We start from the raw sequence: 23,822 nt of genomic DNA, 5'->3' as shown, positions 1-23,822 counted from the left end.
TCACCATGCCACGCCGTTTTGTCGACCTGTCGATTTATCTCGAAAACGAAGTCCTGTCCGACCCGCCGATTCTGGCGCCGAAGATCGAGTACCAGACCCACAAGGAGACGCTGGGTGAGTTCATGCACATGCTGCCTGGGACCACGGCCAACGACTTCCCGGACGGCGAAGCCGCCGCCGCCGAGTGGGTGCGCCTGACCACCCACAGCGGCACCCACCTCGACGCGCCGTACCACTTCCACTCGACCATGAACCGCAAGCTGGGCGAGGCGGAGCGCTCCATCACCATCGATGAAGTGCCGTTGGAATGGTGCTTCCAGCCGGGCGTGAAGCTGGACTTCCGCCATCTGCCGGACGGCCATGTGGTCAGCGCGGCGGAGGTGGAGGCGGAGTTGAAGCGCATCGGCCACGCCTTGTCGCCGCTGGAAATCGTGGTGGTGAACACGCGCGCCGGTTCGCGCTACGGCCAGCCGGACTACGTCAACTGCGGTTGCGGCATGGGGTACGAGGCCACCATGTACCTGCTGGAACGCGGCGTGCGCCTGACCGGCACCGATGCGTGGAGCTGGGACGCGCCGTTCAGCTACACCGCCAAAAAAATCCAGGAAACCGGCGATGTGAGCCTGATCTGGGAAGGCCACAAGGCCGGCCGCGATATCGGCTACTGTCACCTCGAGAAGATGCACAACCTCGAAGCGCTGCCGCCGACCGGCTTCACCATCAGCTGCTTCCCGCACAAAATCCGCGGCGCCTCCGCCGGCTGGACCCGTGCCGTCGCCATCTTCGAAGACGCCTGATTTCCCCGGCCGCCGGCGCTCGCCCGGCGGCTGTCCTATTTGTCCGGCCGATAGCCGGTATCCAGAGTATCCATACCCCAGCACTGTGATTTTCGTTGACTTCCAAAATCCGGCCAAATATCATAATTAGAATTCGGATTATGATTTAACGCCACCACAAGGGATATACCATGCGCTTCTCCGTCTTCCTCAATGCCCGCACTATGAGCGCGGATGCCGATAAACAGCTGATCGTCGACCTGGAGCAGCACGCGCTGTTGGCCGGAAAACTCGGCTTTGACGCCATCTTCCTGCCGGATCACCACTTCAACGGCTACATGCCGGTGGCCAGCGACAGCTATATGTTCGCGTCCTACCTGGCGGCCAAGCTGCCGGACATGCACTTCGGTTTTTCGGTGACCTCGGTGCCGCTGCACCATCCGGTGCGCTTCGTTGAGCGCATCAACATCCTCGACCACCTGACCAAGGGCAAGCTGCTGGTCGGTATCGGCTCGGGCACCACGCCGGAGGAGATGATCGGCTTCGGCGTGAACTACAAGGACGCCGGCCGCATCGCCGAAGAAAACCTGCAGGCCGCAGCGGCGCTGTGGAACAAGAAGATCACCGATGCGCCGATCGAGCTGCATGGCTTCCACCAGGGCCGCGTGCTGCAGCGTATCGCACCGGCGCCGTATGGCCAGAAGCAGGCGCGCCTGATGCCGGTGGCGATGAAGGAAAGCAGCGCCACGCGCGCCGCCGTCAATGGCTGGCCGGCCTTCATCCCGGCCTTCACGCCGCCGCAGATCGGCGGCACCGATCCACTGAGCCACGTGAAGAAATACTTCGGCAACTATCACACGCAGCTGCTGGCGGCGGGTCATCCGGATGAAGTGGTGGCCGATGCGCTGTCGTGGACCACCCACAGCTACCAGTGCGTGCACCTCGCCGAGACCGACGAGCAGGCGCACAAGGAAGTGCTGGAAATCCTGACCTCCTATCAGGAAGCTGTCGACCGTGAAGCGGAATTCAACGCCAAGGCCGAATCGGATGAGGCCAACAAGAAGACCGACCGCACCGGCGGCGCGCTGACCGAGGAATGGATGGCGACGTGGTGCCTGCACGGCAGCCCGGAAACGGTCATCAAGAAGCTGCGCGCGTATGAGGAAGTCGGCATCGGCAATATCCTGTGCGGCACCACCACGGGCCCGCTGACCGAGAAGCGTTTGGCCTATGCGAATCAGACCCTGGAATTGCTGGCCAAGCGCGTGCTGCCAGCCTTCAAATAAGAGACCGACATGACAAGAGAGTTAAGCACGGCGGAGATGGCGATGCTGACCGCCGGCGCCACCATGTGGACCACGCCTGCGATTCCCGATGCCGACATTCCGTCGCTGTCGATGGCGGATGGTCCGATGGGGGTGGCGGGGTCGAAGATCGATGAACGCGATATCTCCTTACTGACGCCATCGCCATTGGCGCTGGGCGCGAGCTGGGATCCGGCGCTGGTGCAGAAGGTTGGGCGGCTGGTTGGCGGCGAGGCGATACGGCGCGGCGTTGACCTGATGCTGGCGCCGAACCTGAACATGGCGCGCAGCCCTTTGTCCGGGCGGGCGTTTGAGTATTTTTCCGAGGATCCGCTGTTGTGCGGTACCTTGGGCGCGGCGTGGGTGCAAGGGTGCCAGTCGATGGGTACTGGTGCGATTGCCAAACACCTGGTCTGCAATGACAGCGAGACGGCGCGTGACCAGATGAATGCGGTGGTCGATGAGCGTACTTTGCGCGAGGTGTATCTGCTGCCGTTCGAGATGGCGACGGAGGCAGGGTGCGCGGGCATGCTCACGGCTTATAACAAGGTCAATGGCGACTGGTGCGCGGAGGCCGGGCCGGTGGTGCAGCGTGTGGTGAAGGATGAATGGTGCTTCCCCGGCGTGTTCATGAGCGATTGGTTCGGTACACATTCGACGGTTGGTTCGCTGAATGGTGGACTGGATCTGGAGATGCCCGGCCCGGCGCGCCACCTCGGCGCCCGCAGCGCCGTCGCCGTGGCGGAAGGCCAGGTGTCGCCGGAACGTCTGCGCGATGCCGCCCACCGCGTCGCCACCGCCGCCCGCCGCTTCGGTCGTAGCATCCCGGCCGCCGGCGGCGCGGCATCGGCTGGTGGCAGCAAGGGCATGCCGCTGGCGGATGAGGTGGCGGCTGAACTGTTGATCGAGGCGGCGGCCGGTGGTTTTACGCTGGTGCGCAATGAGCGGAGCATGCTGCCGCTCGACCCGGCGCGCTGGCCGCGCATCGCTGTGATCGGGCCGAATGCCAGTGCGCCTTGCTTCCAGGGCGGCACCTTCGCCAAGATCGCCGTCAAGCCGGATGCGGTGCTGCCTATCGATGCCCTGCGCGCGCGCTTTGGCGACGCCATTGTGGACTACGCGCCCGGCGTCGATCCGCAACCGAAGCTGCCGCGCATGGCCGCACGTCCACGCCGCGATCTCGGCGACGGCTGCATCAAGGGGATGACGCTAGATTACTTCGATAGCGCCGACCTGTCTGGCAGACCGCTGTTGAGCGAAACGCGCGACACCAATTCGCTGACCTGGTTCCACGGCGTGCACGAAGCCGGCGCGCTGCAAGCCAATGCCGGCACCCGTGCCAGCGGCTGGTTCCGTGCCACGGAAAGCGGCGAGCACCAGTTCTACGTCGGCGGCACCGGTGCATTGCGCCTGCTGGTCGATGGCAAAGAATACTTCCGCCGTGACGAACAACTGGCGCCAGGCGATGTGATGGGTCGCCTGAAAAGCGGCGACGCCGACTGCATCACCATCCCGCTGGAACAGGGCATCGCTGTGGAAGTAGTAGTGGAACTGCGCTACACGCCGGCACGCTGCCAAGGCTTGTGGTATGGCATCCGTGGCCCCGGCAGCGCCGAACAAATGATGGTCGACGCTGTGCAAGCCGCACAGCAAGCCGACGCCGTGATCCTGATAGTCGGCGAAACCTCGGACGCCAGCGTGGAAAGCAAAGACCGCGCAGACACTTTACTGCCGCCGGAGCAGCTTGCGCTGATCGAACGCATTTGCGCGGCCAATCCGAACACCGTCATCGTCACCAACGTCGGCCATGCCTTCGACGTGCGCTGGGAGCAGCAGACAAGGGCAGTGCTGCATTGCTGGTATCCCGGCCAGGAGTTCGGCGCGGCGTTGGCGCAGGTGCTGGCCGGTGACCGCGAACCGGGCGGCCGCATGCCGGTCACCATCGCGCGCGAGGACAAGGATTATCCAGCCCTGTCGCTTCAGCCGGACGCCAACGGCGACCTGCATTACAGCGACGGCGTGCGCTTCGGCTATCGCGGCCTGGCCGCACGTGGCATCGCGCCGCGCCAGCCGTTCGGCGCGGGCTTTGGCTACACCACCTTCAGCATCAGCGACGCGCAGGTACGCAGTGTCGGCAACGGTGGCTGGGAGCTCACGGTCCAACTGCGCAACACCGGCAGCCGCGCCGGCGCGGAAGTGGTGCAGGCGTACCGTACCGTGCCCGAACTGACGCTGGTCGGCTACACGAAAGTATGGCTGGAACCAGGGCAGCAACAGGAAGTGCGCGTCGTCATCGCCGCGCGCCGCCTCCAAACATGGAACGGCGCCTGGATCACGCTGCCCGGCACTATCGATCTGCTGGTCGGCCGTTCCAGCGCCGACTTGCCGCTGTCGGTGCAGATCAAGCAGTAATCAATACAGGAGACACATCATGAACAAATACACCAACAACGCCCGCGCCAACGGCCGCGCGCCCTTCATCGTCGGCATCGGCGGCACCACGCGCCCCGGTTCCAGCACCGAGAGCGCGTTGCAAGCCGCGCTGCGCCACGCCGAAGAATTGGGCGCCGTGACCCAGTTGTTTGGCGGCGAAGCACTGGCCTCGCTGCCAGGCTACTCGCCCGAAGAGAAAGAACGCACCGAAGGCCAGGCCGCACTGGTGGAAGCCGTGCGTCGCGCCGATGCAGTGATCTTCGCTTCGCCCGGCTACCACGGCGGCGTATCGGGCCTGGTGAAAAACGCCATCGACCTGCTGGAAGACCTGCGCGCCGATGAACGTGTGTACCTCGACGGCATGCCAGTCGGCTGCATCGTCACCGCCGCCGGGTGGCAAGGCTGCAACACCACGCTGGGCGCGATGCGCTCCATCGTGCACGCGCTGCGCGGCTGGCCGACGCCGTTGGGCGTCACCCTCAACACCGCCGGCGTCAAGCTGTTCGACGCCGATGGCCAGTGCACCGATGCGCAAGTCAGCAGCAGCTTGCGTATGCTGGCGGAGCAGGTGGTGGGCGTCCGCAGCCCGTCGTCGGCGAGTTAAATAAAACTGGAATTCGTATTCTAATTTATGCTATTCTGGTCCGCACATGACGTCTGAACGATAACAGGCGCGTGCGGACTACAAGAACATCGGAGACAACTGTGCTTAAGCAAACCGTGATTCAACAGCGGTTGCGCGCCATGCTCGTTCGGCCGCAATCGACCCTCATCCTCGCTGGCCTGTGCGCCGCCAGCGCCGCCGCCCAGGACGGCCAGATTCAGGAAGTCATCGTCACCGCGCAGAAGACCGCGCAACCCGCATCGAAAACGCCGCTGGCCCTGTCGGTGCTGGGCGGCGACGATTTGCGCCAGGCCGGCGCCACCAACGCGGTGGCCCTGACCGAGCTGGCGCCGAACGTGCAAATCTCCACCGACAACGGCAAGCTGCAAGTTGCGATACGCGGCGTGGTGAGTCTGGACACCAGCGAGAAGGGCGACTCCTCGACAGCCTTCAACGTCGACGGCGCCTACATCGGCCGTACCGAGGCGCAGCTTGGCGCCTTCCTCGATCTGGAACGGATCGAAGTGCTGCGCGGCCCGCAAGGCACGCTGTATGGCCGCAATGCCACCGCCGGCGCCATCAACCTGATTACCAATAAGCCGACCAACAAGCTGGAAGGCCGCGTCGATGTGGAAATCGGCGACTATAATGCACGCCGGTTGGAAGGCGTGGTGAATATCCCGGTCAACAGCACGCTGGCGCTGCGCGCGGCGGCGGTGAAGGTCAGCCACGACACCTACCAGAATCCGGGCCCGAACAAGATCGGACTGGAAGACCAGGACGACAACGCCGGCCGCCTGCATGCGCTGCTCACCTTCACGCCGCAGACTTCGTGGTTGCTGACCGCGGAACGCAGCAAGTCCGGCGGCAATGGTTCCAGCGTGGTGCCGCTGACGAACTTCTTCACCGGCACGCCAATCGCCGGCGGGAACAATCTCGCCAATCCGCAGTACGTCGACCGTGGCGCAGGCACCCAGCTGACTGCCGCCGCGCAGTATGCGGATATCGGCTCGCACAAGGCCGATGTGGCGACGTCGCTGCGTTCCGAATTCAAGACCAGCCTTGGCGGCGCGGCCGACCTGACCTACCAGTTTGCCCGTCTGCGTGCGGAAGTCGATCAGCTGAACAACGGTACCTACTTCGGCTTCCCGATGTATAACTACGTCACCGGCGGCTCGACCCAGCGCACGCATGAAGTGCGCCTGAATTCCGCAGGCGATTCGGCCCTGAGCTGGGTGGCCGGCGTGTACCACTTCAACGAGGACATCTTCCGCGCATCGAGCTACAACACGGTGACGCCGGGACCGCTGATCGTGGTGCCGTTCGCGCCGAGTATCGAGAGCCGTTCCAAGGCCGCCTTTGGCCAGCTGACCTACCGCTTCGACAAAAAGCTGCGGGTGACTTTCGGCGCCCGCACCACGCGCGATGAAAAGTCCGGCCGTGATGCGCTGAGCGGCAGCACCACCGGGCCTGGCTACACCGCGCACGTGGAAAGCTCCAAGTCCAACTTCCGCCTCGCTGCGGATTACGACGTGGCGCCGGCCGTCATGGTGTACGGCAGCCTGTCCACCGGCTACAAGGCGGGCGGCTTTAACGACACCAGCGGCAAGGAATACCTGCCGGAGAATATCACCTCGGTGGAAGGCGGTATCAAGGGCCGCTTCTTCGGCAACAAGCTGCGCCTGAGCGCTGCGGCCTTCCACTACGATTACAAGGACATGCAGCTGACGTCCGTGGTCTGCACCGGCGCCGGCACGGCGGCCAATTGCGGCGCGCTGACCACCAACGCCTCCAACGCCAGAATCAAGGGCGTGGAAGTGGAGGGCAGCTACAACGTCACGGCGGACGACCGCATCAACTTCTCGCTGGCGACGTCGGACGGCAAGTTCCAGAAGTACCATCCGAACGACACCGCCGACTGGTCCGGCCAGCAGATCGACCGCGCACCGGCCTACAACGGGAGCCTGAGCTACACCCACTCCTTTGCGCTGGACAGCGGCGCCACCATCGCGGCCCGTATCGGCACGCGCTTGAACGGCGCTTACTTCCTCAGCGATTCGGCGGCAGCGATTCGTTACCGCCAGCCGGCCTACCGCAAGAGCGACATCGGCGTAACCTACACCTCGGCCGACCAGCGCCACTACGTGCAGGCCTATGCACGCAATCTCGAAAACTCGGTGACGCTGGATAGCTTGCTGCCGGGCGGTTTCGGCATCGGCGCACCGCGCACCATTGGCCTGCGCGCAGGCACGCAGTTCTGACAGAAAGGTGATGCATGAAGATCAGTAAAATGGAATTTGCCAAGACGGTGGGCTTCGCGTCCGGCGCGGCGCCCGGTGGCGTGTCGCGGCGCGACGTGCTGGCCGCGCTGCTGGCAGGCGGCGCGATTGCCGCAACCTGGAGCGCTCCGGCCGCCGCTGCGGCGCTGAAGAAGGCCGGTGCGCCAGCGGTGCTGCGCCCCGCATTGGGCGCCGAAGAGATGGCGATCTTGTCGGCGGCGGCGCAAGTCATCGTGCCGGCCACCGACACACCGGGCGCAAAAGAGGCCGGCGTGCCGCAGTTTGTCGGTGCGCTGTTCACCGGCTGGATGACTGACGACGAGGCGGCGTTGTTCCGCAAAGGCCTCGCCGGCCTCGATGCCAGCGCCCGCGAGCGCTACCAGCTCGGCTTTGCCGCCTGCTCACCGGAGCAGGGCGCGGAAGTGCTGCAGGCGCTGCGCGCGTCCAGCCCATACGGCGGCCGCACCTTCTCGCTGACCGACCGCATTCTCGATCCAAAAGCGCCGTTCTACCTGCGCCTGCGGGACCTGGTGGTGCTGGGCTACTTCACCTCTGAAGCGGGCAGCAACCAGGAGCTGCGCTACATGCCGGTGCCCGGCAAGTTTGAATCGAATGTGGATATCAAGGACTGGCCGTACCAGGTCGTCATCTAAGGATCGAGCATGAGCAAAACTACGCAATTTGACGCCATCGTGATCGGCTCCGGCATCACCGGCGGCTGGGCCGCCAAGGAACTGACCGAGAAGGGCCTGAAAGTGCTGGTGCTGGAACGGGGCGCCAATCTTGAACACCAGAAGGGCTACATCCACGAATTCACGCCGCCGTGGCAGGCGCCCAACCACGGCCTGCCGGAACGCGAGCTGTATGCGCGCGACTACGAAATCCAGAGCAAGATCGAACGCGGTGCCTTCAGCTGGGCCAACCGCCATTACTGGATCAATGACCGTGAAAATCCGTACGAACAAATCAAGCCATTTCGCTGGCACCGCACCAATGTGCTGGGCGGCCGCTCGCTGACGTGGGGCCGCCAGTCCTACCGCTGGGGTAATGACGACTTCCTCGCCAACGCGCGCGATGGCCACGGCAACGACTGGCCGATCCGCTACGCCGACCTGGAACCGTGGTACTCGCACGTGGAGAAATTCATCGGCGTGAGCGGCCAGCCGGAAGGGCTGGAGCATTTTCCGGACGGCCACTACCTGCCGCCGATGGAGATGACCGCGCTGGAAGCGGCGCTGAAGCAGCGCATCGAGGCCAAGTGGACCGATCGCCGCGTCACCATCGGCCGCGTGGCCAACCTGACGGTGCCGCACAATGGGCGCGGCCAGTGCCAGAACCGGAATATCTGCAATCGCGGCTGCTCGTTCGGCGCGTATTTCAGTTCCCTGAGCTCGACCCTGCCAGCGGCGCAGAAAACCGGCCGCCTCACGGTCCGCACCGACAGCGTGGTGGAAGCCATCGATGTCGATCCGAAAACTGGCAAGGCCAGCGGCGTGCGCGTGGTCGACGCCAGGAGCGGCAAGCGCATGGCCTTCAAGGCGCGTGTGATCTTTCTGTGCGCCTCGACCTACGGCACGCTGCAAGTGTTGCTGCAGTCGCGCAGTGCCGCGCACCCGAATGGCATCGGCAACCATAGCGATGTATTGGGTCGCTACCTGATCGACCACCACGGCGTGGCAGCCTTCGGCGAGATCAAGGGCTTCGAAGACCGCAACTACAAGGGCCGCCGCGCCACCGGTATCCTGGTGCCGCGCTTCCGCAACATCGGCGGGCAGGATGCCGATGCCGACTTCACTCGCGGCTACGGCTTCCAGGGCGGCGCCATGCGCGACGACTGGACCAACACCGCCGCGCTGACCGACGATTTCGGCGCGGGCATGAAGCACAATATCGCGCGGCCCGGCAAGTGGGTGGCCTTCCTCGGCGCGTTCGGCGAACAGCTGCCGCAGGCGCATAACCGCGTCACGCTCAACGACAAAAAGCTGGGCAACTACGGCTTGCCGCAGCTGAGCTTCGACGTGGCCTACGGCGAGAACGAGCGCAAGATGGCGGTCGACGCGGGCAAGCAGGCGGAGATGATGCTGAAGGCCGCCGGCGCAGAGCGTGTGCAGCTGATCCCGTCGCGGGCGATTCCCGGAGTGTCGATCCACGAGATGGGCGGCGCGCGCATGGGCCACAACCCGGCGGAGTCGGTGCTGAACGCGCACAACCAGGTGCACGGCGTGCCCAACCTGTTCGTTACCGACGGCGCGGCGATGGCGTCCAGCGGCACGGTCAACCCGTCGCTGACCTACATGGCGCTGACGGCGCGGGCGGTGGACTTTGCCGTGGCCGAGTTCAAGGCGGGTCGTCTATAATCCCATGTCCCGATACAGCAAAGAACCTATGCCAGCCATCACCGCTCATGCACGCGCGCCGAAACAAGGCCGCAGCCGTCAATCCTTCGAACGCATCATCGAAGGCACGATCGAATTGCTGCGTGAGCGTTCCTACGACCAGATTACGCTGGCCGAGATTTGCGAACGGTCTGGCGTCTCCACAGGTTCGCTGTATGGACGCGTGGCTGGCAAGGATGAATTGCTGCGCGCGGTGCAGGTGCTGTTCCTGGAACGGATGGCCGAGCAGTTCAACAAGGAGTCCGAACACATCGCCAAGAATGCGCGCGGCCTGGCGCAGGTAGTGCCGGCCGTGGTGGCGGGACTCGGTAATATTTTGAAGGACAACGCCAGCGTGCTGCGTTCCTTCATGCTGCGCAGCGCCACCGACGCCGCCATCGAGGCTGCCGGCAAGAAGTCGTTTATTGAGAACCACGGCAAGTTCATCGCCTTGTTGAAGGCCTGCTCCAAAGAGATCCGCCATCCGCAGCCGGAGCGCGCGATCGATACATCAATGCTGCTGATTTATGCCACCCAGGCCCGCTTCCTCGGACTCGATAGCGTCGGCGGGCAGGGTGAAGCCAGCAAGTGGAACGAGTTGTTGCAAGACTTGAGTGACATGATGCTGGCATTCCTGTTGTTTACGCCTCCCAAGCGCTGACCAGGCGTGGGGCGCGGGTCCTCCGCGTTCCAGGTTGCGCACAAAAACCTAATCAACATTCTGATTCCGGAAAGGGAAAGGCATGACTGCACCCGCACGCAAACTGCGCTGGGCCTACATGGACCATTGGCGCATCGACACCCCGCAAGGGCAACTCTCACAATACACCTCGGTGAAGCGTTTCGACGCGTTTCTCAAACAGATCTCGGCCATCGGTTACGAGGCGATCGAGACGTTTGACTTTCACCTTGGCCCGCTGCGCGAGCTATTCGGCTCGCTGGAAAATGCGCGCGCCTTCATGCAGGAACGCGGCATCGACAAGGTGCTTAGCCTGTTCCATGCGGTGATGTACGACGAGCGCCAGAGCGCGCCGCACGTGCGTTCGACGCATGACCACATCTTCAACTATGCGCAGCACATCATGCGTTCCAGCGCCGGCCTGGGCGTGGAGAATTTCATCGTGATGCCGGCCGGTTTGTACTACGACGTGGAGCCGGTCACCGACGACAAGCTGCGCGCCTGCGCGGAGTTGTGGAGCCGGGTCGGCAAGATGACGCTGGAATATGGTGTCAAGACCTGCTGCCACCATGAGTTCTTCTGCGGTATCCGCAGCGCCGAACAGCTGCGCAAGTTCTACGAATGGACCGATCCGCGCTATGTGTTCTTCTACTGCGACACGGCGCAGCACGTGATCGCGGGCGTCGATCCGGTGGACTTGTATCTGAAGCTGCATGATCGTTGCGGCGGCTTCCATATGAAAGACACCAAACACGTTGATCTGACCGGCGATTATCGCCGCAAGCCGGACGCCGAGGTGATGGCGCCGACCACGCCGCGCTGGTTCCACGAGATGGGCGTAGAGGGCGGCCTGGTGGACTTCCCCGCGATGATGCAGGCGATGAAGGAGTGCGGCTACGAGGGCTGGGTCGGCGTCGAGCACGACAAGGCCGATGTCGGCGGCGGCAACTACCCGGAAAGCACGGCATTGTCGGCCTGGTATATCCAGCACGTCCTGAAAAAAATCTACGCGTGAGGTGAACAAATGATCAAATGGGGATATGGCGTTAATCAATGGAAGGCCGGCTTCACCAGTTTCGCGCGGTTGGAAGAGATCGAGCGCGCGCTCAAGGTGACGGCGGCTTGCGGCTTCGATGCGGTGGAGCTGAACGCGGGCAGCGGGCGCTGGGATCCGATCGGGCGGCCAGAAAATGTCGCGATCAATTACGGCTCGGCGGCGCATTTCAGGCTGAAGCTGAAAGAGCTGGGCATCAATCGTGTGGCCAGCACCTTCTTCGACCCGACGGTGATGAGTTTTGAAGAGCTGCACTTCGGCTTGATGAGCACCCAGCCGGCGGACCATGCGCGCATTGTGGCGCAGGCGCGCATTCATGCGGAAATGCTGTCGGAGCTGGGCGGGGAATTGCTGGTGGTGCGGCCGTTTCCGTCGTTCTGGAAGGAGGGGGCGCTGAATGCGGAGCATCTGCAGGCGGCGGCCGATTGCTGGAATGCGGTGGGCGCGATGGCGGCGTCGCTGGGCTTGAAGGTGGCGCTGCATATCGATGCGCTGTCGGCGCTGCGCACGGCCGACGAGCTGGAACAGCTGCTGGCATTGTGCGATGCCGATACGGTCGGCCTGGCGTTCGACACGGCGGAACTGACCATCGCCGGGCATGACGTGGTGGCGCTGTACCGGCGCTTCCATGCGCGCGTGCTGCACTTCCACTTCAAGGATGCGCTGGCGGTGGACACGCTGGGCGAGTACCAGCTGCCCAACGCGGAGCGGGCGCTGATTGCGGCGGGCGGCGAGCGTGAAATCCAGCGCTGGTTTGGCGAGATGGGCACCGGGCTGGTGGACTTCCCGGCGCTGCTGGCGGCCATGCGCGAGCAGCGCTACGCGGGCTGGATCATCGTCGAAAGCGACAAAGGCCCCGAGCCCATCGCCACCGGCATGATGCTCAATAGCTGGTACCGGCAGAACGTGCTGGAACGGCTGTCATGAATCCGCTCCAGCCACCCGTGGCGTCCACCGCCACAGCCCACGTGGCCGATGCTGCCCCGCCGGCTGCCGGCGGACGTCGCGCCGGAGCGGCACAAGGCATCGCGCTGATGGCTATCCTTGCCATGCCCACGCTGGCATTGGCGGCGCTGGTTCCCAGCTTGCCGCAGCTGTTCCAGCAATTCTCTTCGGTGCCGAATTTCCAGTTGCTGGTGCCGATGATTATCACCGTGCCGTCGCTGTGCGTTGCGCTGTTCTCCGGCGTGATGGGCGCCATCGCGGACCGCTGGGGGCGGCGCAAGCTGCTGCTGGCGGCGCTGTTCGCCTTCGCGCTGCTCGGCCACGCGCCGCTGATGTTCGACAGCCTGCTGTTGATCGTCGCCAGCCGGGTGGTGGTGGGGCTGGCCGAAGCGGCCATCCTCACCGTCGGCAACGCGCTGATGGGCGACTACTTCGAAGGCGAACAACGCCAGAAGTGGCTCGGCTACCAGAACATGTTCGCGCCGCTGATCGGCTCCGCGATTTTGCTGTCCGGCGGCTTCCTGGCTGGCCTGCACTGGCGCTATCCCTTCCTGCTGTACCTGAGCGGCTTTGCCGTGCTGGCGTTGGTGTGGCTGGTGTGCTGGGAGCCTGGCCGCCATGTCCAAGCGCACGCCGGCCAGCCGGTGGCTGCCGCGCCGTTCCCGTGGCGCGTTGCGCTGCTGGTGGGCGGCGTGACGGTGCTGTTCTCGCTGGTGTTCTTCGTGCAGGCGGTGCAGCACGGCCGCATCTTCGGCGACATGGGCGTGGCGTCGCCCGAGCGCATCAGCGTGCTGGCGACCATCGCAAGCCTGGGCACTGTGGTTGGCGGCTACCTGTTCAAACGTTACGGCAAGACGACGGTGGCGCGCTGGATGGCGGTGATCCTGGCCTTCTACGGCGCCAGCTATCTCGGCGTCGCATGGGCGCCCAGTCTCGCCATCGGCCTGCCGCTGGACGCGCTGGGCCAGGTCGGCGGCGGCTTGATGCTGCCGGTGCTGGTGACCTGGGCGCTGCAAAAGTACAGCTTTGAACATCGCGGACGCGGCATGGGCCTGTGGGGCGGCGCATTCTTCCTCGGTCAATTCCTTAGTCCACCGCTGGTCACGCTGATCGGCAGCGCGGGCTTCAGCTTCCTTGGCAGCGTGGCCGTGATCGGCGGTGTATGCATTGTCGCAGCCATCGTGATGACTCTCACTCAGAAAGAACAATGATATGCAAATCGCAGCTTGTATTGAATGGATGTTCGCCGATGCCGGCGAGGACCTGGCCGCGCGCATCCGCGCCGCCAGCGCGGCCGGTGTGAAAGCCGTGGAGTTCCACCTGTGGCGCGAGAAGCCGCTCGACGCCATCGAGGCGGCACTGAAGGAGACCGGCTCGCAACTGCTTAGCTTCTGCGTCGAGCCGCGCCGCAGCCTGGTCGATCCTGCCGACCACGAGGCCGTGCTGGCAGCAGTCGCCGACGCCGTCCCGGTGGCGCAGCGCTTCAACAGCGCCATGATCCTGGCCTCCGGTTTCACCCGACCGGATGTGGCCGAGGGCGAACAGTTCGACGCCGCCGTCCGTGTGCTGAAACGCGCAGCCGCGCTGGCGCAGCAGGCTGGCGTGGTGCTGTGGCTGGAACCGGTCTACATGGTGGTGAACGGCCAGCGCATGTTCGTCGACACTGTGGGCCGTGGACTGGACATCGTCGCGGCGGTGGACAGCCCGGCGCTGCGCCTGCTGGCCGACGCCTACCACTCCGCCCAAACGCAAGAGGACTTCGTCGCCGCCATCGGCAACCGCATGGCGCTGATCGCCCACGTGCAGGTAGCCGACACCAACGGCCGCCACGAACCGGGCACCGGCGATATCGGCTGGGGAGACATCATGGCGGCGCTGCGCCAAAAAGGCTATCAGGGCGTTATCGGGCTTGAGTATTTCCCGACTGCGGCTGACGGCGCGTCGTTGGAAAGATCCCGCCATGCGCTCGGCATTTAACCGCCGGCGTTTTCTATCCGCGCTTGCATTGGCAGGCGCTTACGCAGCCAGTCCTTCCGCCATGTCGCGCGAGCGATTGCGGCAAGGACTGACGCCACACCTGTTCAATGCCGATCTTGAAGACACATGCAAGATGGCGGTATCGCTGGGCATACAGGCGCTGGACTTCGTTAGCAATCCCCTGGACTGGCCGCTGCTGAAAAAATATGGCCTGGTTATGTCGGTGCTAAGGGTCGACTATGGCGGTGGCATATCCACCCTGGCCCGCGCGCCGGCCGGTCCTCCCGGCTGGAACGCGATCGGAACACCCGATCGGGATGGCCTGTTCGAAGCCGCGTTCAGGGACCGTATCGATGCCGCTGCTGCGAACGGGATTCCCAACATCCTGGTGACCTGCGGGGCAAGGGGCGAGGTAGGCTACGAAGCCGGGAAACGCAATGCGATCGGCTTTCTGGAGCGCTTACGTGCGCAAGCGGAGCAGCGCGGCGTCACCATCGTGATGGAAAACATCAACTCGGGCCATGCCGGCGGTCCTCCCGAACCGCCGGGCAGCATGTTCGACCATTTGCCGTGGGGGCTGGACGTGGTCACGCAAGTGAACTCGCCGCGCGTGAAATTGCTGGTCGATCTCTATCATGCACAGCTCATGGATGGGAATATCACCAATTTCCTGCGCAAGCATATTCACCTGATCGGCCATTTCCATACCGGCGGTGTGCCGAACCGGAATGAGATAGACGAAACGCAGGAACTGAATTACCGCCATCTCGCCAGGACCATCTCGGACCTGGGCTATCGAGGTTTTGTCAGCCATGAATGGACGCCATCCGCCGCTCAGGACAAGGTGGCGTTGTTGCGTAAATGTATCGGCATTATCGAAGGCCGCTAGCGCGCGGCACCAGCGGCATCACTCTGGCCAGGTGATGGGCGCCTGTCATGGCGACCATCACCAGTGCGGCGAATAGCGGCAGCACTTGCAGGTAAGCTTGTGCGTAGTGCGCCGCAGCCGCCGACGCAGCCGGCTGGTCATGGAAGAACACCAGCCCGGCCAGCGCCACACCCAGGGCGGCAGCGACTTGCTGCACCGCCGTCAGCAAGCCAGCCGCCACGCCGGCGTCCGACATCGGCACATCCTGCAAGGTGGCGTTGGACAGCTGCGGGCCGCACAATCCCATGCCCAAGCCCATGCCAAATTGCGCTGCCAGCAGCGGCCAGTATTGCAGCACGCCGCCATGCACTGACCATCCGGCGAGGCACAAGCTGATGGTGGTAACCGTCAGCCCGATCATCATCACGCGCACGCCGAGTAGCTTGAACAGGCGCGGGCCGATCATGGTGATGCCGCCCATCGCACCGAGAGCGATCGGCGCGCAGGCATAGGCCATCTGCGAGGCGCCCAGGCCGATGCCGGCTTGCAGCACGAAGGTCATCACCAGCAGGTAGCCGGGCAGGATGGGATTGATGGTCAGGGTGCACAGCAGGCCGAGAGCGACCTTCTTCAATTTGAACAGCGACAGCGGCACCAGCGCATCGCCACGCGCCGCCTGGCGCCACGCCAGATAGCGCACGGTGGCCCACGCCAGGGGAACGCTTGCCGCGAGCACCACGATCAAGGCCGGCGGCCAGCCGCGCGACGGGCCTTCGATCAGTGGCGCCAGCAGCGCGAACAGCAGCAGCACCGACAGCGCGGCGCCACGCACGTCGACCGGCACCGCATTGACGCCACGGCCCGCCGGCAGCAGGCGCGCGCCGGCCAGCAGGCTGAATAAACCGATCGGCAGGTTGATGAGGAAGGTCAGGCGCCAGCCAAGGCCGAACCAGTTGGCGTCGATCAGCAGGCCGCCGATGATGGGGCCAAGCGCCGCCGAGAAGCCGCCAAGGAAGCCGAACACGGTGTAGACCTTGTAGCGCTGCTCTGGCGGATACATCACCTGCACCAGCGCCATCACCTGCGGCACCATCAGCGCCGCGCTGGCGCCTTGCAGTACGCGGGCGATTTGCAGAGACAGCGCGTCCGGCGCCAGGCCGCAAGCCATCGAGGTGGCGGTGAACAGCGTTATCCCGAGCAGGAACATGCGGCGGTAGCCGTGGCTGTCGCCCAGCCGGCCGCCGACGATCAGCAGCACCGCGAACGCGGTCGCATAGCCGGCGATGATCCATTCCAGCGCGGCCTTGCTGGCGCCGATGGTGGAGCCTATCGATGGAATGGCGACGTTCACGATGGTGGTGTCGAGCAGGTCCATCACGAACGCCAGTGCCACGGCGACGAGGGCCAAAAGGCGGCGGCGGGGCGTGAATGCGGCGGCGGCAGCGTAAGCGCTGCCCTCCGCTCCGGGAACGGCTTGATGCATAGTTTTCCTTTGATTGAAGTCAGACGCCGGCGGCGGTCTGGATGATTTTGTCGCGGATCCAGCTCAGGGCTGAATCGTTGCTGCGGTGCTTATGCCATTGCAGCATCTGTACCAGGCGCGGTATGCGCGGCGGCGGTTCCCACACTTTGACCGGCAGGGTCTCCAGCGCATGCAGCGCAATGCGGCGATGCACGGTGGCGATGCGGTCGGTGCCGATCACCAGCGAGGGCAGGGCGGTCATGGTGGGCGCCGTCACTTCCACCCGGCGCTTGACGTCGAAGCTCTCCATGAACCAGCCGTCAAATGTCGGTAGCGACGATGTGCCGTGATTGGCAAAGGTGGCGATGACGTGGCCGCACGCCAGGTAGTCGTCAAACGTCAGGCCTTCGCGTACGCGGGTGTTGCCCTCCCAGGTCACGCACAGGTAGTCCTCTTCAAACAGCGCGGCGGACGGATGGTCCTTGGCCGTGTACTGCGACGGAATCACGAGGAAGTCGGCCTCGCCCTGTTCCAGCAGCTCGCTGGCGCGGTCGGACTGGTCGCGCAGGCGGATGCGCAGGTTGGGCGCTTCGCGATACAGCGCCGCCAGCAGCGGCGGGATCAGCACCGCCGTGGTGTAGTCCGACACCAGCAGCGTAAACACGCGTGTTTCGGCGGCCGGATCGAACTGCGGCTGGGCGGCGATGGTGGTGCCGATCCGCATCAGCACTTCGCGCACCGGCTCCACCAACTCCTTGGCGCGGGGCGTCAGCAGCAGTTGACGGCCCGAGGGCACCAGCAGCTCGTCGTTGAAGTAGGCGCGCAGGCGGGAGAGCGCGCCGCTGGTGGCGGGCTGGCTCAGGTAAAGTTTTTCCGCTGCGCGGCTGATATTGCGCTCGGCCAGCAGCGCATTGAGCGCCACCAGCAGGTTCAAATCGAGTTTGTTGAAACGCATGGCTGCTCCACAAGCGTTATGCCGACTGGCGCACAATCAGTGCATGATCCAGCGTGCGCGATTCGGCGGCGCCGCCGGCCAGGCGCTTGAGCAGCAGCTCCGCCGCCGCCGCGCCAAGTTCGCGCACCGGCTGCGCGATGGTGGTCAGCGCCGGCTCGAACACCTGCGCCACCGGGATATCGTCAAAGCCCAGCACCGCCACGTCCTCCGGCACGCGGCGGCCGACGCGGCGGAAGGCCTTGATGGCGCCGATGGCCAGGGTGTCGGCCACCGCGAAGACGGCGGTCGGCGGATGCTCCATCGCCAGCAGCGTGCCGGCGGCTTCCATGCCGTGGATGTAATCGGTGCCGCGCGCCACCCGCACCAGCTGCGGTTCGACCGCGATGCCGGCGCGCTGCAGTGCATATTCATAGCCCTCGTGGCGTTGCCGCGCCCAGCGATAGTCCTCGCTGGCGCTCAACAGGGCAATCCGTTTGTGGCCGCGATTGAGCAGGTACTGCACCGCATCGATGGCGGCCTGGCGATGATCGATGCTGACGCTTGGTACATCGCTGTCTTCGACGAATTCCGAGCAAGCCACCCACGGCAGATCGGGAATCTCCTGCAACAGCGGCTTCAGGTCGGCGAAGCGCGCCAGGCTGATGACGCCATCGGCCAGCCGGTTGTACAGTGAATCGAGCGCCGCGCTGTCGCGCGACAGCGTTTGCGAAGCGTCGGCGATCACCAGCCCATAGCCATTGGCGCGCGTGACCGACTCCACGCCTTTGACGATTTCGGCAAAGTAGGGGTTGGCGAAGTCCGGCACCAGTACTAATAACAAGCGGGTTTCGCCGCGCATCAGGCTACGGGCCAGCGCGTTGGCGCGGTAACCCAGTTCGGCGACCGCGCTTTCGACCCGCTCGCGGGTATCGGCATTGACCGCCTTGGTGCCGTTCAGTACCCGCGATACGGTGGCGATGGACACGCCCGCGCGCTCGGCCACTGCCGAAATGGAGGCGGTGGCGGCGGGTTTGTTTCGGATCTTGATGGCTGATGATGGCATTGTGTGATAAATCAGGAAAAGTTTTTCCTAATATACCGTAAAAACCGCCCTTTTCAGGTATCCAAGATATCAATACGACATATCGATAAAAAGCCTTGTACAAGCGCATTTATCGGTGGAGCGCAGGCCGGGAAAGCGCTATCATTTTTCCGTGACCAGGTTTTCCTGCATGTACAGGCAAAACGACAACAAAGGAGACAAGTAATGCAAAGTTCTGATTTTCCGGCGCCCCGGAAGGCTGATTGGCGCCAGGGCTGGATCCTGGTGTTTTCCGGCTTCCTGCCGGTGATGGCGATTATCGCGCTGGCGCCGACCCTGCCCACGCTGCTGGCGCACTTCCATGATGTGCCCAACGCCAAATTAATGGTGCCGCTGTTGATTACCGCGCCCAGCGCCTGCATCGCCTTGTTCGCGCCGGCCGCCGGCGTGATCGCCGATCGCTTTGGGCGTCGCCGCCTGCTGTTATGGGCGATGGCGTTTTATGGCGGTGGTGGCCTGATGCCGTTCGTGATCGATAACTTCTGGGCGGTGGTGGCCGGCCGGGTGGTGATCGGCATCGGCGAGGCCGGCGTGCTGACAGTGGTGAACACTCTGCTGGCCGACTACTACGAAGAGCAGGAACGCCACCGCTGGCTGATGATACAGGGCGTGGTTGGCTCGGTGCTGGGCACGGTGACCATCGCCAGCTCGGGCTTCCTGGCGGCGCAGGGCTGGCAGTATCCCTTCCTGGTGTACGCGGTGGCGATTCCGATCCTGGTGGCCAGCCTGGCCTTCCTGTTCGAGCCGGAATCCCGCAGCAAGCGCAATGCCGCAGCGGGCGTGGCGCCAGTGCAGTCGACCCCATTCCCTTATCTTGCGGGGCTGGTGGTGTGCGGTGTGACCGTGATCCTGTCGACCATTTACTACGTCCAGGTGATTAACTTCTCGCTGCTGCTGAAAGAGCTGGGCGTGGGCGATCCGAAATCGATCGGCTTGAGCATGGCGATTCCCAGCATCGGAGTGCCGATCGGCGCGGTGCTGTTCAAGCTGACCACGCGCTACGGCTCGGGCACCCAGATCTTCCTGGTGTTCGTCGGCTACGCGATAGGCCTGGGCGGCATCGGCATGGCGCCGGACTACAAGGTGGCGCTGGCCTTCGCCTTTGTACAGCAGCTGGCCAATGGCCTGATCGTGCCGGCGCTGATCGCTTGGGCACAAAGCAAATTCTCGTTCGAACACCGTGGTCGCGGCATGGGCTGGTGGGCCAGTTCCTTCTTCGTGGCGCAGTTCCTGTCGCCGGCCGTGGTCAACTTGATGCGCGGCGCGGTCGGCAACCTGCAGGGCGCATTTGTCGCCTTCGGCGTGATCGCCGCCGTCTGCGCACTGCTGGCTTGCGTGCTGCGCTTGCGGGCACCGGCGTCGCCTTCCAGCGTCGCACTCTAATAACTCAACCAGAGGTTTATAGTATGAAAACTCAGCACAGCATCAAGCGCGGCGTCTCGCTCTACAGCTACCAATACGAGACCTTCCTGCGCAAGATGACCCTTGACGACTGCATCGCCCATGCCGCCAGCCTTGGCGCCAAGGGCATCGAAGTAGTCAGCGAACAGTCGTTCACCGGCTTCCCCAACGTGCCGCAGGCGCAGATCGACGGCTGGTTCGCATCGCTGGAACGCCACGGCGCCTATGCCCAGTGCCACGACATGTTCCTGGACGTGAAGCTGTACAAGGACCGCAAACTGAATTTCGAGGAGATGGTGGCGTCGCTCAAGCGCGATCTGCACTTCGCCAAGAAGATCGGCTGCCGCAATGTGCGCGTGATCGTCAACACGCCGCCGGAAGTGGTGGTGGCCTGCGTGCCGCTGGCCGAACAGCTGGACGTGCGCATGGGGATCGAGGTGCACTCGCCGTTCCACTTCGACCATCCGTGGATCCTACGCTACACCGAACTGACGCGCGCCACCGGCTCCGACCACGTGGGCTATGTGCCGGACATGGGCATGTACACCAAAAACTACCCGCCGGTGTTCCGCGACCGCTTCCTGCGCAATGGCGCCACGCCGAAGATTGTGGAGTTCATCCTCGAAGCGCACAAGGCGCGCGTGCTGGCCGACTATGTGCTGATGGATGTGCGCAAGATGGGCGGTAACCCGGTCGACCTGCAAATGGCCGAGACCATCCGCCACAACATCTGGAGCAATCCGCGCCGCATGCTGGAATTCATGCCGTGGATCTTCAACATCCACGCCAAGTTCTACGAGATCGACGACGGCGGCAAGGAGCCGGCGATTCCATACGAGGAAATCATTCCGGTGCTGATCGAGGGCGGCTACGACGGCCACCTGTCGAGCGAGTACGAAGGCCAGCGCCACATCGAGGACGCCTTCGAAGTGGATGGCGCCGAGCAGGTACGCCGCCAGCAAGAGATGTTCAAGCGCCTGTTGGGCGAAGTTTAAGGGGAACCAGAGCATGTACGACAAACACATTATTTATCCGGGCAGCGTTGAGAACATCGAAGGCGGCTGGCGCCTGGGCGCGCGCCTGCCTTACTATCGCGGCCAGATCCTGTCGGCGGTGGAAGACGTTGCGCTGACGGTGGACGGTGTTCCGGTGCCGCGCGAGAACGTGCGCTTCACGGTGCGCGGCGTGACCCGCACCCTGGACGAAGTGGAAACCACTTACGATGAACGCTGGGAGTTCGGTGAAGTGGCCGAGATCTCGGTGCTGCAACCGGGCGGCCTGCCGGCCGGCGAGCATACGGTGACGGCGGCGGTGCAACTGCGTATTTCCTACCTGCCGTGGAGCCCGGTCACCAGCTGCACCGTTACCGCCAACATCGCAGGCTGAGGACACTCATGGCGACCACCATCAAGGGACCGGCTATCTTCCTGGCGCAGTTCGCGGGCGACGCGGCGCCGTTCAACAGCTGGGATGCGATCACGCGCTGGGCCGGGGAGCTTGGCTACAAAGGTGTACAGGTGCCATCCAACGATGCGCGCCTGTTCGACCTGGCGCTGGCGGCGGAGAGCAAGACCTATTGCGACGAGCTGCAAGGTGTGGCGCGCCGCAACGGCGTCGAGATCACGGAACTGAGCACGCACCTGCAAGGCCAGCTGGTGGCCGTGCATCCGGCCTACGACGAAGCCTTCGACGGTTTCGCGCCGGCCGCCTTGCGCGGCAATCCCAAGGCGCGGCAGGCGTGGGCGGTGCAGCAGATGCTGCTGGCTGCCAGGGCTTCCGCCAACCTCGGGCTGGATGCGTCGATCAGCTTCCCCGGTTCGCTGGCGTGGCCGTTTGTGTATCCGTGGCCGCAGCGTCCTGCGGGCCTCATCGAATCTGCCTTCGATGAACTGGCGCGCCGCTGGCTGCCGATTCTCGACGCTTACGATGCGGCGGGCGTGGACCTGGCATTCGAGCTGCATCCGGGCGAGGACCTGTTCGACGGCGCCACGTTTGAAATGCTGTTGGAGCGCGTCGACCATCATCCACGTTTGTCGATTGCCTACGATCCGTCGCACTTCCTGCTGCAGCAGCTGGACTACCTCGGCTTCATCGATCGCTATCACGACCGCATCAAGGTCATGCACGTCAAGGATGCCGAGTTCCGTCCCGACGCGCGCCAGGGTGTGTACTCCGGCTACCAGCCGTGGGTGGACCGCGCCGGTCGTTTCCGCTCGCTCGGGGATGGGCAGGTCGACTTCAAGGCCATCTTCTCCAAGTTCGCGCAGTATGGCTTCAAAGGCTGGGCGGTGCTGGAGTGGGAGTGCTGCCTGAAGCACCCGGAGCAGGGCGCGGCCGAGGGTGTATCCTTCATCCGGGACCACATCATCCGCGTGACCGATAAAGCCTTCGACGATTTTGCCGGCAGCGCGGCCGACCCGCAGCGCAACCTGCGCATGCTGGGCATCGCTTAGGAGAGTAAATGGAACAACCGAAGATTTTCCCCGGCCGCATCCGGCTGGGCATGGTGGGCGGCGGCGAGGGCGCCTTCATCGGCGCCGTGCACCGCCACGCGGCGCGCTTTGATGATCGCTATGAACTGCTGGCTGGTGCGCTATCGTCCAGCGCCGACGCCTCGCAGCGCTCGGGCCGCGCGCTGGGCCTGGACCCGGAACGCATCTACAACGATTACAAGCAAATGGCGCAAGCCGAAGCGGCGCGCGAAGATGGCATCGAGGCGGTGGTCATCGTCACGCCGAACCACATGCATTCGCCAGTGGCACGCGCCTTCCTCGAGGCGGGCATCAACGTCATCTGCGATAAGCCGGTGACGACCACCAGCGCCGACGCGCTAGCGCTGCAAGCGCTGGCCGAGGAACGCGGACTGTTGTTCGCCGTCACGCACAACTACTCGGCCTATCCGCTGGTGCGCCATGCGCAGCAAATGGTGCGGGAAGGCGCATTGGGCACCATCCGCGTGGTGCAGGTGCAGTATGCGCAGGACTGGCTGGCCGCGCCGCTGGAGCAGGACGGCCACAAACAGGCTGCATGGCGCACCGATCCCGCCAAGGCCGGTGGCGGCGCCATCGGCGACATCGGCTCGCACGCGTGGCAGCTGGCGGACTTCATCACCGGGCTGCGGCTGGAATCGCTGGCGGCGCAACTGAGCTCCTTCGTGCCGGGACGCGCCATCGACGACGATGTGCAGGTCATGCTGCGCTACCAGGGCGGCGCGCGCGGCATGTTGTGGGCGAGCCAGGTGGCGGTGGGCTGCACCAACGAACTACGCATCCGCGTGGTCGGCAGCGCGGGCGGCATCGAATGGGCGCAGGAGCAGCCCAACGAACTGAAATGGACGCCGCTGGGCGAACCGACCCGCATCATTACGCGCGGCAGCGGCGCCATGAACGCTGCGGGCGCGCGCACCAGCCGCGTGCCCGCCGGGCATCCGGAAGGTTATATCGATGCATTCGGCGCCTTGTACAGCGAGATCGCCTGCCATCTGTTGGCCCGGCGCGACGGTAGCGATCCCGGCGCAGCACAATTTCCAACCATCGCCGACGGCGTGCGCGGTGTGCAGTTCATCGAAACGGTACAACATTCTTCTCTCTCCGGCGGCGCCTGGGTCAGTCTCCCCTGATTGAAAAAGC

General features: G+C 64.3%; 21 protein-coding genes. 18 read left to right on the top strand and 3 right to left on the bottom strand.

Translation table 11 applies throughout. The features are described from left to right. Positions 1 to 5: 5 nt before the first annotated feature. The 13 genes from BMZ70_RS06440 to BMZ70_RS06380 all read left to right on the top strand — a co-directional run bounded on the left by BMZ70_RS06440 (position 6) and on the right by BMZ70_RS06380 (position 15,315). Positions 6 to 797 (top strand): cyclase family protein, encoded by a 792-nt coding sequence (locus BMZ70_RS06440; protein WP_373922471.1) that lies wholly within the window; start codon positions 6 to 8, stop codon positions 795 to 797. 170 nt (positions 798 to 967) lie between these two features. Continuing rightward, positions 968 to 2,062 (top strand): LLM class flavin-dependent oxidoreductase, encoded by a 1,095-nt coding sequence (locus tag BMZ70_RS06435; RefSeq protein ID WP_092271390.1) that lies wholly within the window; start codon positions 968 to 970, stop codon positions 2,060 to 2,062. A 9-nt stretch (positions 2,063 to 2,071) separates the two neighbouring features. Continuing rightward, positions 2,072 to 4,492 carry a beta-glucosidase gene (locus tag BMZ70_RS06430; RefSeq protein ID WP_092271388.1) on the top strand — a complete coding sequence of 807 codons (2,421 nt, stop codon included), beginning with the start codon at positions 2,072 to 2,074 and terminating at the stop codon, positions 4,490 to 4,492. Positions 4,493 to 4,511: 19 nt separating this feature from the next. Then, positions 4,512 to 5,117 (top strand): NADPH-dependent FMN reductase, encoded by a 606-nt coding sequence (locus BMZ70_RS06425; protein ID WP_092271386.1) that lies wholly within the window; start codon positions 4,512 to 4,514, stop codon positions 5,115 to 5,117. 101 nt (positions 5,118 to 5,218) lie between these two features. Then, positions 5,219 to 7,378 (top strand): TonB-dependent receptor, encoded by a 2,160-nt coding sequence (locus BMZ70_RS06420; protein ID WP_229205315.1) that lies wholly within the window; start codon positions 5,219 to 5,221, stop codon positions 7,376 to 7,378. Between the two features lie 14 nt (positions 7,379 to 7,392). Beyond that, positions 7,393 to 8,049: a gluconate 2-dehydrogenase subunit 3 family protein gene (locus BMZ70_RS06415; RefSeq protein ID WP_092271384.1), complete on the top strand. Its 657-nt coding sequence runs from the start codon at positions 7,393 to 7,395 to the stop codon at positions 8,047 to 8,049. Positions 8,050 to 8,058: 9 nt separating this feature from the next. Beyond that, positions 8,059 to 9,753, top strand: a complete 1,695-nt coding sequence (locus tag BMZ70_RS06410) for a GMC oxidoreductase (RefSeq protein ID WP_092271382.1) — start codon at positions 8,059 to 8,061, stop codon at positions 9,751 to 9,753. A 28-nt stretch (positions 9,754 to 9,781) separates the two neighbouring features. Beyond that, on the top strand, positions 9,782 to 10,432 hold the full coding sequence (locus BMZ70_RS06405) for a TetR/AcrR family transcriptional regulator (RefSeq protein ID WP_165403513.1): 651 nt from the start codon (positions 9,782 to 9,784) through the stop codon (positions 10,430 to 10,432). Between the two features lie 82 nt (positions 10,433 to 10,514). After that, positions 10,515 to 11,465 (top strand): sugar phosphate isomerase/epimerase family protein, encoded by a 951-nt coding sequence (locus tag BMZ70_RS06400; RefSeq protein ID WP_229205314.1) that lies wholly within the window; start codon positions 10,515 to 10,517, stop codon positions 11,463 to 11,465. A gap of 9 nt (positions 11,466 to 11,474) precedes the next feature. Continuing rightward, positions 11,475 to 12,431, top strand: coding sequence for a sugar phosphate isomerase/epimerase family protein (locus tag BMZ70_RS06395; protein WP_092271379.1), 957 nt, complete (start codon positions 11,475 to 11,477; stop codon positions 12,429 to 12,431). Beyond that, positions 12,428 to 13,660 (top strand): MFS transporter, encoded by a 1,233-nt coding sequence (locus BMZ70_RS06390; protein WP_092271377.1) that lies wholly within the window; start codon positions 12,428 to 12,430, stop codon positions 13,658 to 13,660. The genes BMZ70_RS06395 and BMZ70_RS06390 overlap by 4 nt, the downstream gene beginning before the upstream one ends. Before the next feature lies 1 nt (position 13,661). Then, positions 13,662 to 14,426 carry a TIM barrel protein gene (locus tag BMZ70_RS06385; protein ID WP_092271376.1) on the top strand — a complete coding sequence of 255 codons (765 nt, stop codon included), beginning with the start codon at positions 13,662 to 13,664 and terminating at the stop codon, positions 14,424 to 14,426. After that, a complete protein-coding gene (locus BMZ70_RS06380; protein ID WP_092271374.1) occupies positions 14,410 to 15,315 on the top strand; it encodes a TIM barrel protein in 906 nt (301 codons plus the stop codon). The genes BMZ70_RS06385 and BMZ70_RS06380 overlap by 17 nt, the downstream gene beginning before the upstream one ends. On the opposite strand, the gene BMZ70_RS06375 is transcribed toward BMZ70_RS06380, so the two are convergent. From BMZ70_RS06375 to BMZ70_RS06365, 3 genes are read right to left on the bottom strand one after another with little or no spacing between them, the layout of a single operon-like run. Beyond that, positions 15,299 to 16,777, bottom strand: coding sequence for an MFS transporter (locus BMZ70_RS06375; protein WP_092271373.1), 1,479 nt, complete (start codon positions 16,775 to 16,777; stop codon positions 15,299 to 15,301). The genes BMZ70_RS06380 and BMZ70_RS06375 overlap by 17 nt on opposite strands. A 19-nt stretch (positions 16,778 to 16,796) precedes the next feature. Continuing rightward, on the bottom strand, positions 16,797 to 17,711 hold the full coding sequence (locus BMZ70_RS06370) for a LysR family transcriptional regulator (RefSeq protein WP_092271371.1): 915 nt from the start codon (positions 17,709 to 17,711) through the stop codon (positions 16,797 to 16,799). A 16-nt stretch (positions 17,712 to 17,727) separates the two neighbouring features. Beyond that, positions 17,728 to 18,753, bottom strand: coding sequence for a LacI family DNA-binding transcriptional regulator (locus tag BMZ70_RS06365; RefSeq protein ID WP_175500759.1), 1,026 nt, complete (start codon positions 18,751 to 18,753; stop codon positions 17,728 to 17,730). A gap of 204 nt (positions 18,754 to 18,957) precedes the next feature. Between BMZ70_RS06365 and BMZ70_RS06360 the strand changes: the two genes are divergently transcribed. The 5 genes from BMZ70_RS06360 to BMZ70_RS06340 are packed head-to-tail and all read left to right on the top strand — an operon-like array spanning position 18,958 to position 23,812. After that, positions 18,958 to 20,175, top strand: coding sequence for an MFS transporter (locus BMZ70_RS06360; RefSeq protein WP_092271369.1), 1,218 nt, complete (start codon positions 18,958 to 18,960; stop codon positions 20,173 to 20,175). A 23-nt stretch (positions 20,176 to 20,198) separates the two neighbouring features. Then, positions 20,199 to 21,188, top strand: a complete 990-nt coding sequence (locus BMZ70_RS06355) for a sugar phosphate isomerase/epimerase family protein (RefSeq protein ID WP_092271367.1) — start codon at positions 20,199 to 20,201, stop codon at positions 21,186 to 21,188. Positions 21,189 to 21,201: 13 nt separating this feature from the next. Then, on the top strand, positions 21,202 to 21,579 hold the full coding sequence (locus BMZ70_RS06350) for a C-glycoside deglycosidase beta subunit domain-containing protein (RefSeq protein WP_092271365.1): 378 nt from the start codon (positions 21,202 to 21,204) through the stop codon (positions 21,577 to 21,579). A gap of 8 nt (positions 21,580 to 21,587) precedes the next feature. Next, on the top strand, positions 21,588 to 22,646 hold the full coding sequence (locus BMZ70_RS06345) for a sugar phosphate isomerase/epimerase family protein (RefSeq protein WP_092271363.1): 1,059 nt from the start codon (positions 21,588 to 21,590) through the stop codon (positions 22,644 to 22,646). An 8-nt stretch (positions 22,647 to 22,654) separates the two neighbouring features. After that, positions 22,655 to 23,812: a Gfo/Idh/MocA family protein gene (locus BMZ70_RS06340; RefSeq protein WP_092271361.1), complete on the top strand. Its 1,158-nt coding sequence runs from the start codon at positions 22,655 to 22,657 to the stop codon at positions 23,810 to 23,812. The last annotated feature ends 10 nt before the right edge of the window (positions 23,813 to 23,822 follow it).

It is taken from the genome of Duganella sp. CF402, from assembly GCF_900109645.1.
Taxonomy (GTDB): Bacteria; Pseudomonadota; Gammaproteobacteria; order Burkholderiales; family Burkholderiaceae_D; genus Rugamonas.
Note: the sequence above shows the minus strand (reverse complement) of the source record. Positions and strands in the feature narration are given on the sequence as shown.

Bases quoted from the DNA above. Each gene is read 5' to 3' on its own strand.
- BMZ70_RS06440 (WP_373922471.1), top strand. From the start codon at position 6: ATGCCACGCCGTTTTGTCGACCTGTCGATTTATCTCGAAAACGAAGTC.
- BMZ70_RS06435 (WP_092271390.1), top strand. From the start codon at position 968: ATGCGCTTCTCCGTCTTCCTCAATGCCCGCACTATGAGCGCGGATGCC.
- BMZ70_RS06430 (WP_092271388.1), top strand. From the start codon at position 2,072: ATGACAAGAGAGTTAAGCACGGCGGAGATGGCGATGCTGACCGCCGGC.
- BMZ70_RS06425 (WP_092271386.1), top strand. From the start codon at position 4,512: ATGAACAAATACACCAACAACGCCCGCGCCAACGGCCGCGCGCCCTTC.
- BMZ70_RS06415 (WP_092271384.1), top strand. From the start codon at position 7,393: ATGAAGATCAGTAAAATGGAATTTGCCAAGACGGTGGGCTTCGCGTCC.
- BMZ70_RS06410 (WP_092271382.1), top strand. From the start codon at position 8,059: ATGAGCAAAACTACGCAATTTGACGCCATCGTGATCGGCTCCGGCATC.
- BMZ70_RS06405 (WP_165403513.1), top strand. From the start codon at position 9,782: ATGCCAGCCATCACCGCTCATGCACGCGCGCCGAAACAAGGCCGCAGC.
- BMZ70_RS06400 (WP_229205314.1), top strand. From the start codon at position 10,515: ATGACTGCACCCGCACGCAAACTGCGCTGGGCCTACATGGACCATTGG.
- BMZ70_RS06395 (WP_092271379.1), top strand. From the start codon at position 11,475: ATGATCAAATGGGGATATGGCGTTAATCAATGGAAGGCCGGCTTCACC.
- BMZ70_RS06390 (WP_092271377.1), top strand. From the start codon at position 12,428: ATGAATCCGCTCCAGCCACCCGTGGCGTCCACCGCCACAGCCCACGTG.
- BMZ70_RS06385 (WP_092271376.1), top strand. From the start codon at position 13,662: ATGCAAATCGCAGCTTGTATTGAATGGATGTTCGCCGATGCCGGCGAG.
- BMZ70_RS06380 (WP_092271374.1), top strand. From the start codon at position 14,410: ATGCGCTCGGCATTTAACCGCCGGCGTTTTCTATCCGCGCTTGCATTG.
- BMZ70_RS06375 (WP_092271373.1), bottom strand. From the start codon at position 16,777: ATGCATCAAGCCGTTCCCGGAGCGGAGGGCAGCGCTTACGCTGCCGCC.
- BMZ70_RS06370 (WP_092271371.1), bottom strand. From the start codon at position 17,711: ATGCGTTTCAACAAACTCGATTTGAACCTGCTGGTGGCGCTCAATGCG.
- BMZ70_RS06365 (WP_175500759.1), bottom strand. From the start codon at position 18,753: ATGCCATCATCAGCCATCAAGATCCGAAACAAACCCGCCGCCACCGCC.
- BMZ70_RS06360 (WP_092271369.1), top strand. From the start codon at position 18,958: ATGCAAAGTTCTGATTTTCCGGCGCCCCGGAAGGCTGATTGGCGCCAG.
- BMZ70_RS06355 (WP_092271367.1), top strand. From the start codon at position 20,199: ATGAAAACTCAGCACAGCATCAAGCGCGGCGTCTCGCTCTACAGCTAC.
- BMZ70_RS06350 (WP_092271365.1), top strand. From the start codon at position 21,202: ATGTACGACAAACACATTATTTATCCGGGCAGCGTTGAGAACATCGAA.
- BMZ70_RS06345 (WP_092271363.1), top strand. From the start codon at position 21,588: ATGGCGACCACCATCAAGGGACCGGCTATCTTCCTGGCGCAGTTCGCG.
- BMZ70_RS06340 (WP_092271361.1), top strand. From the start codon at position 22,655: ATGGAACAACCGAAGATTTTCCCCGGCCGCATCCGGCTGGGCATGGTG.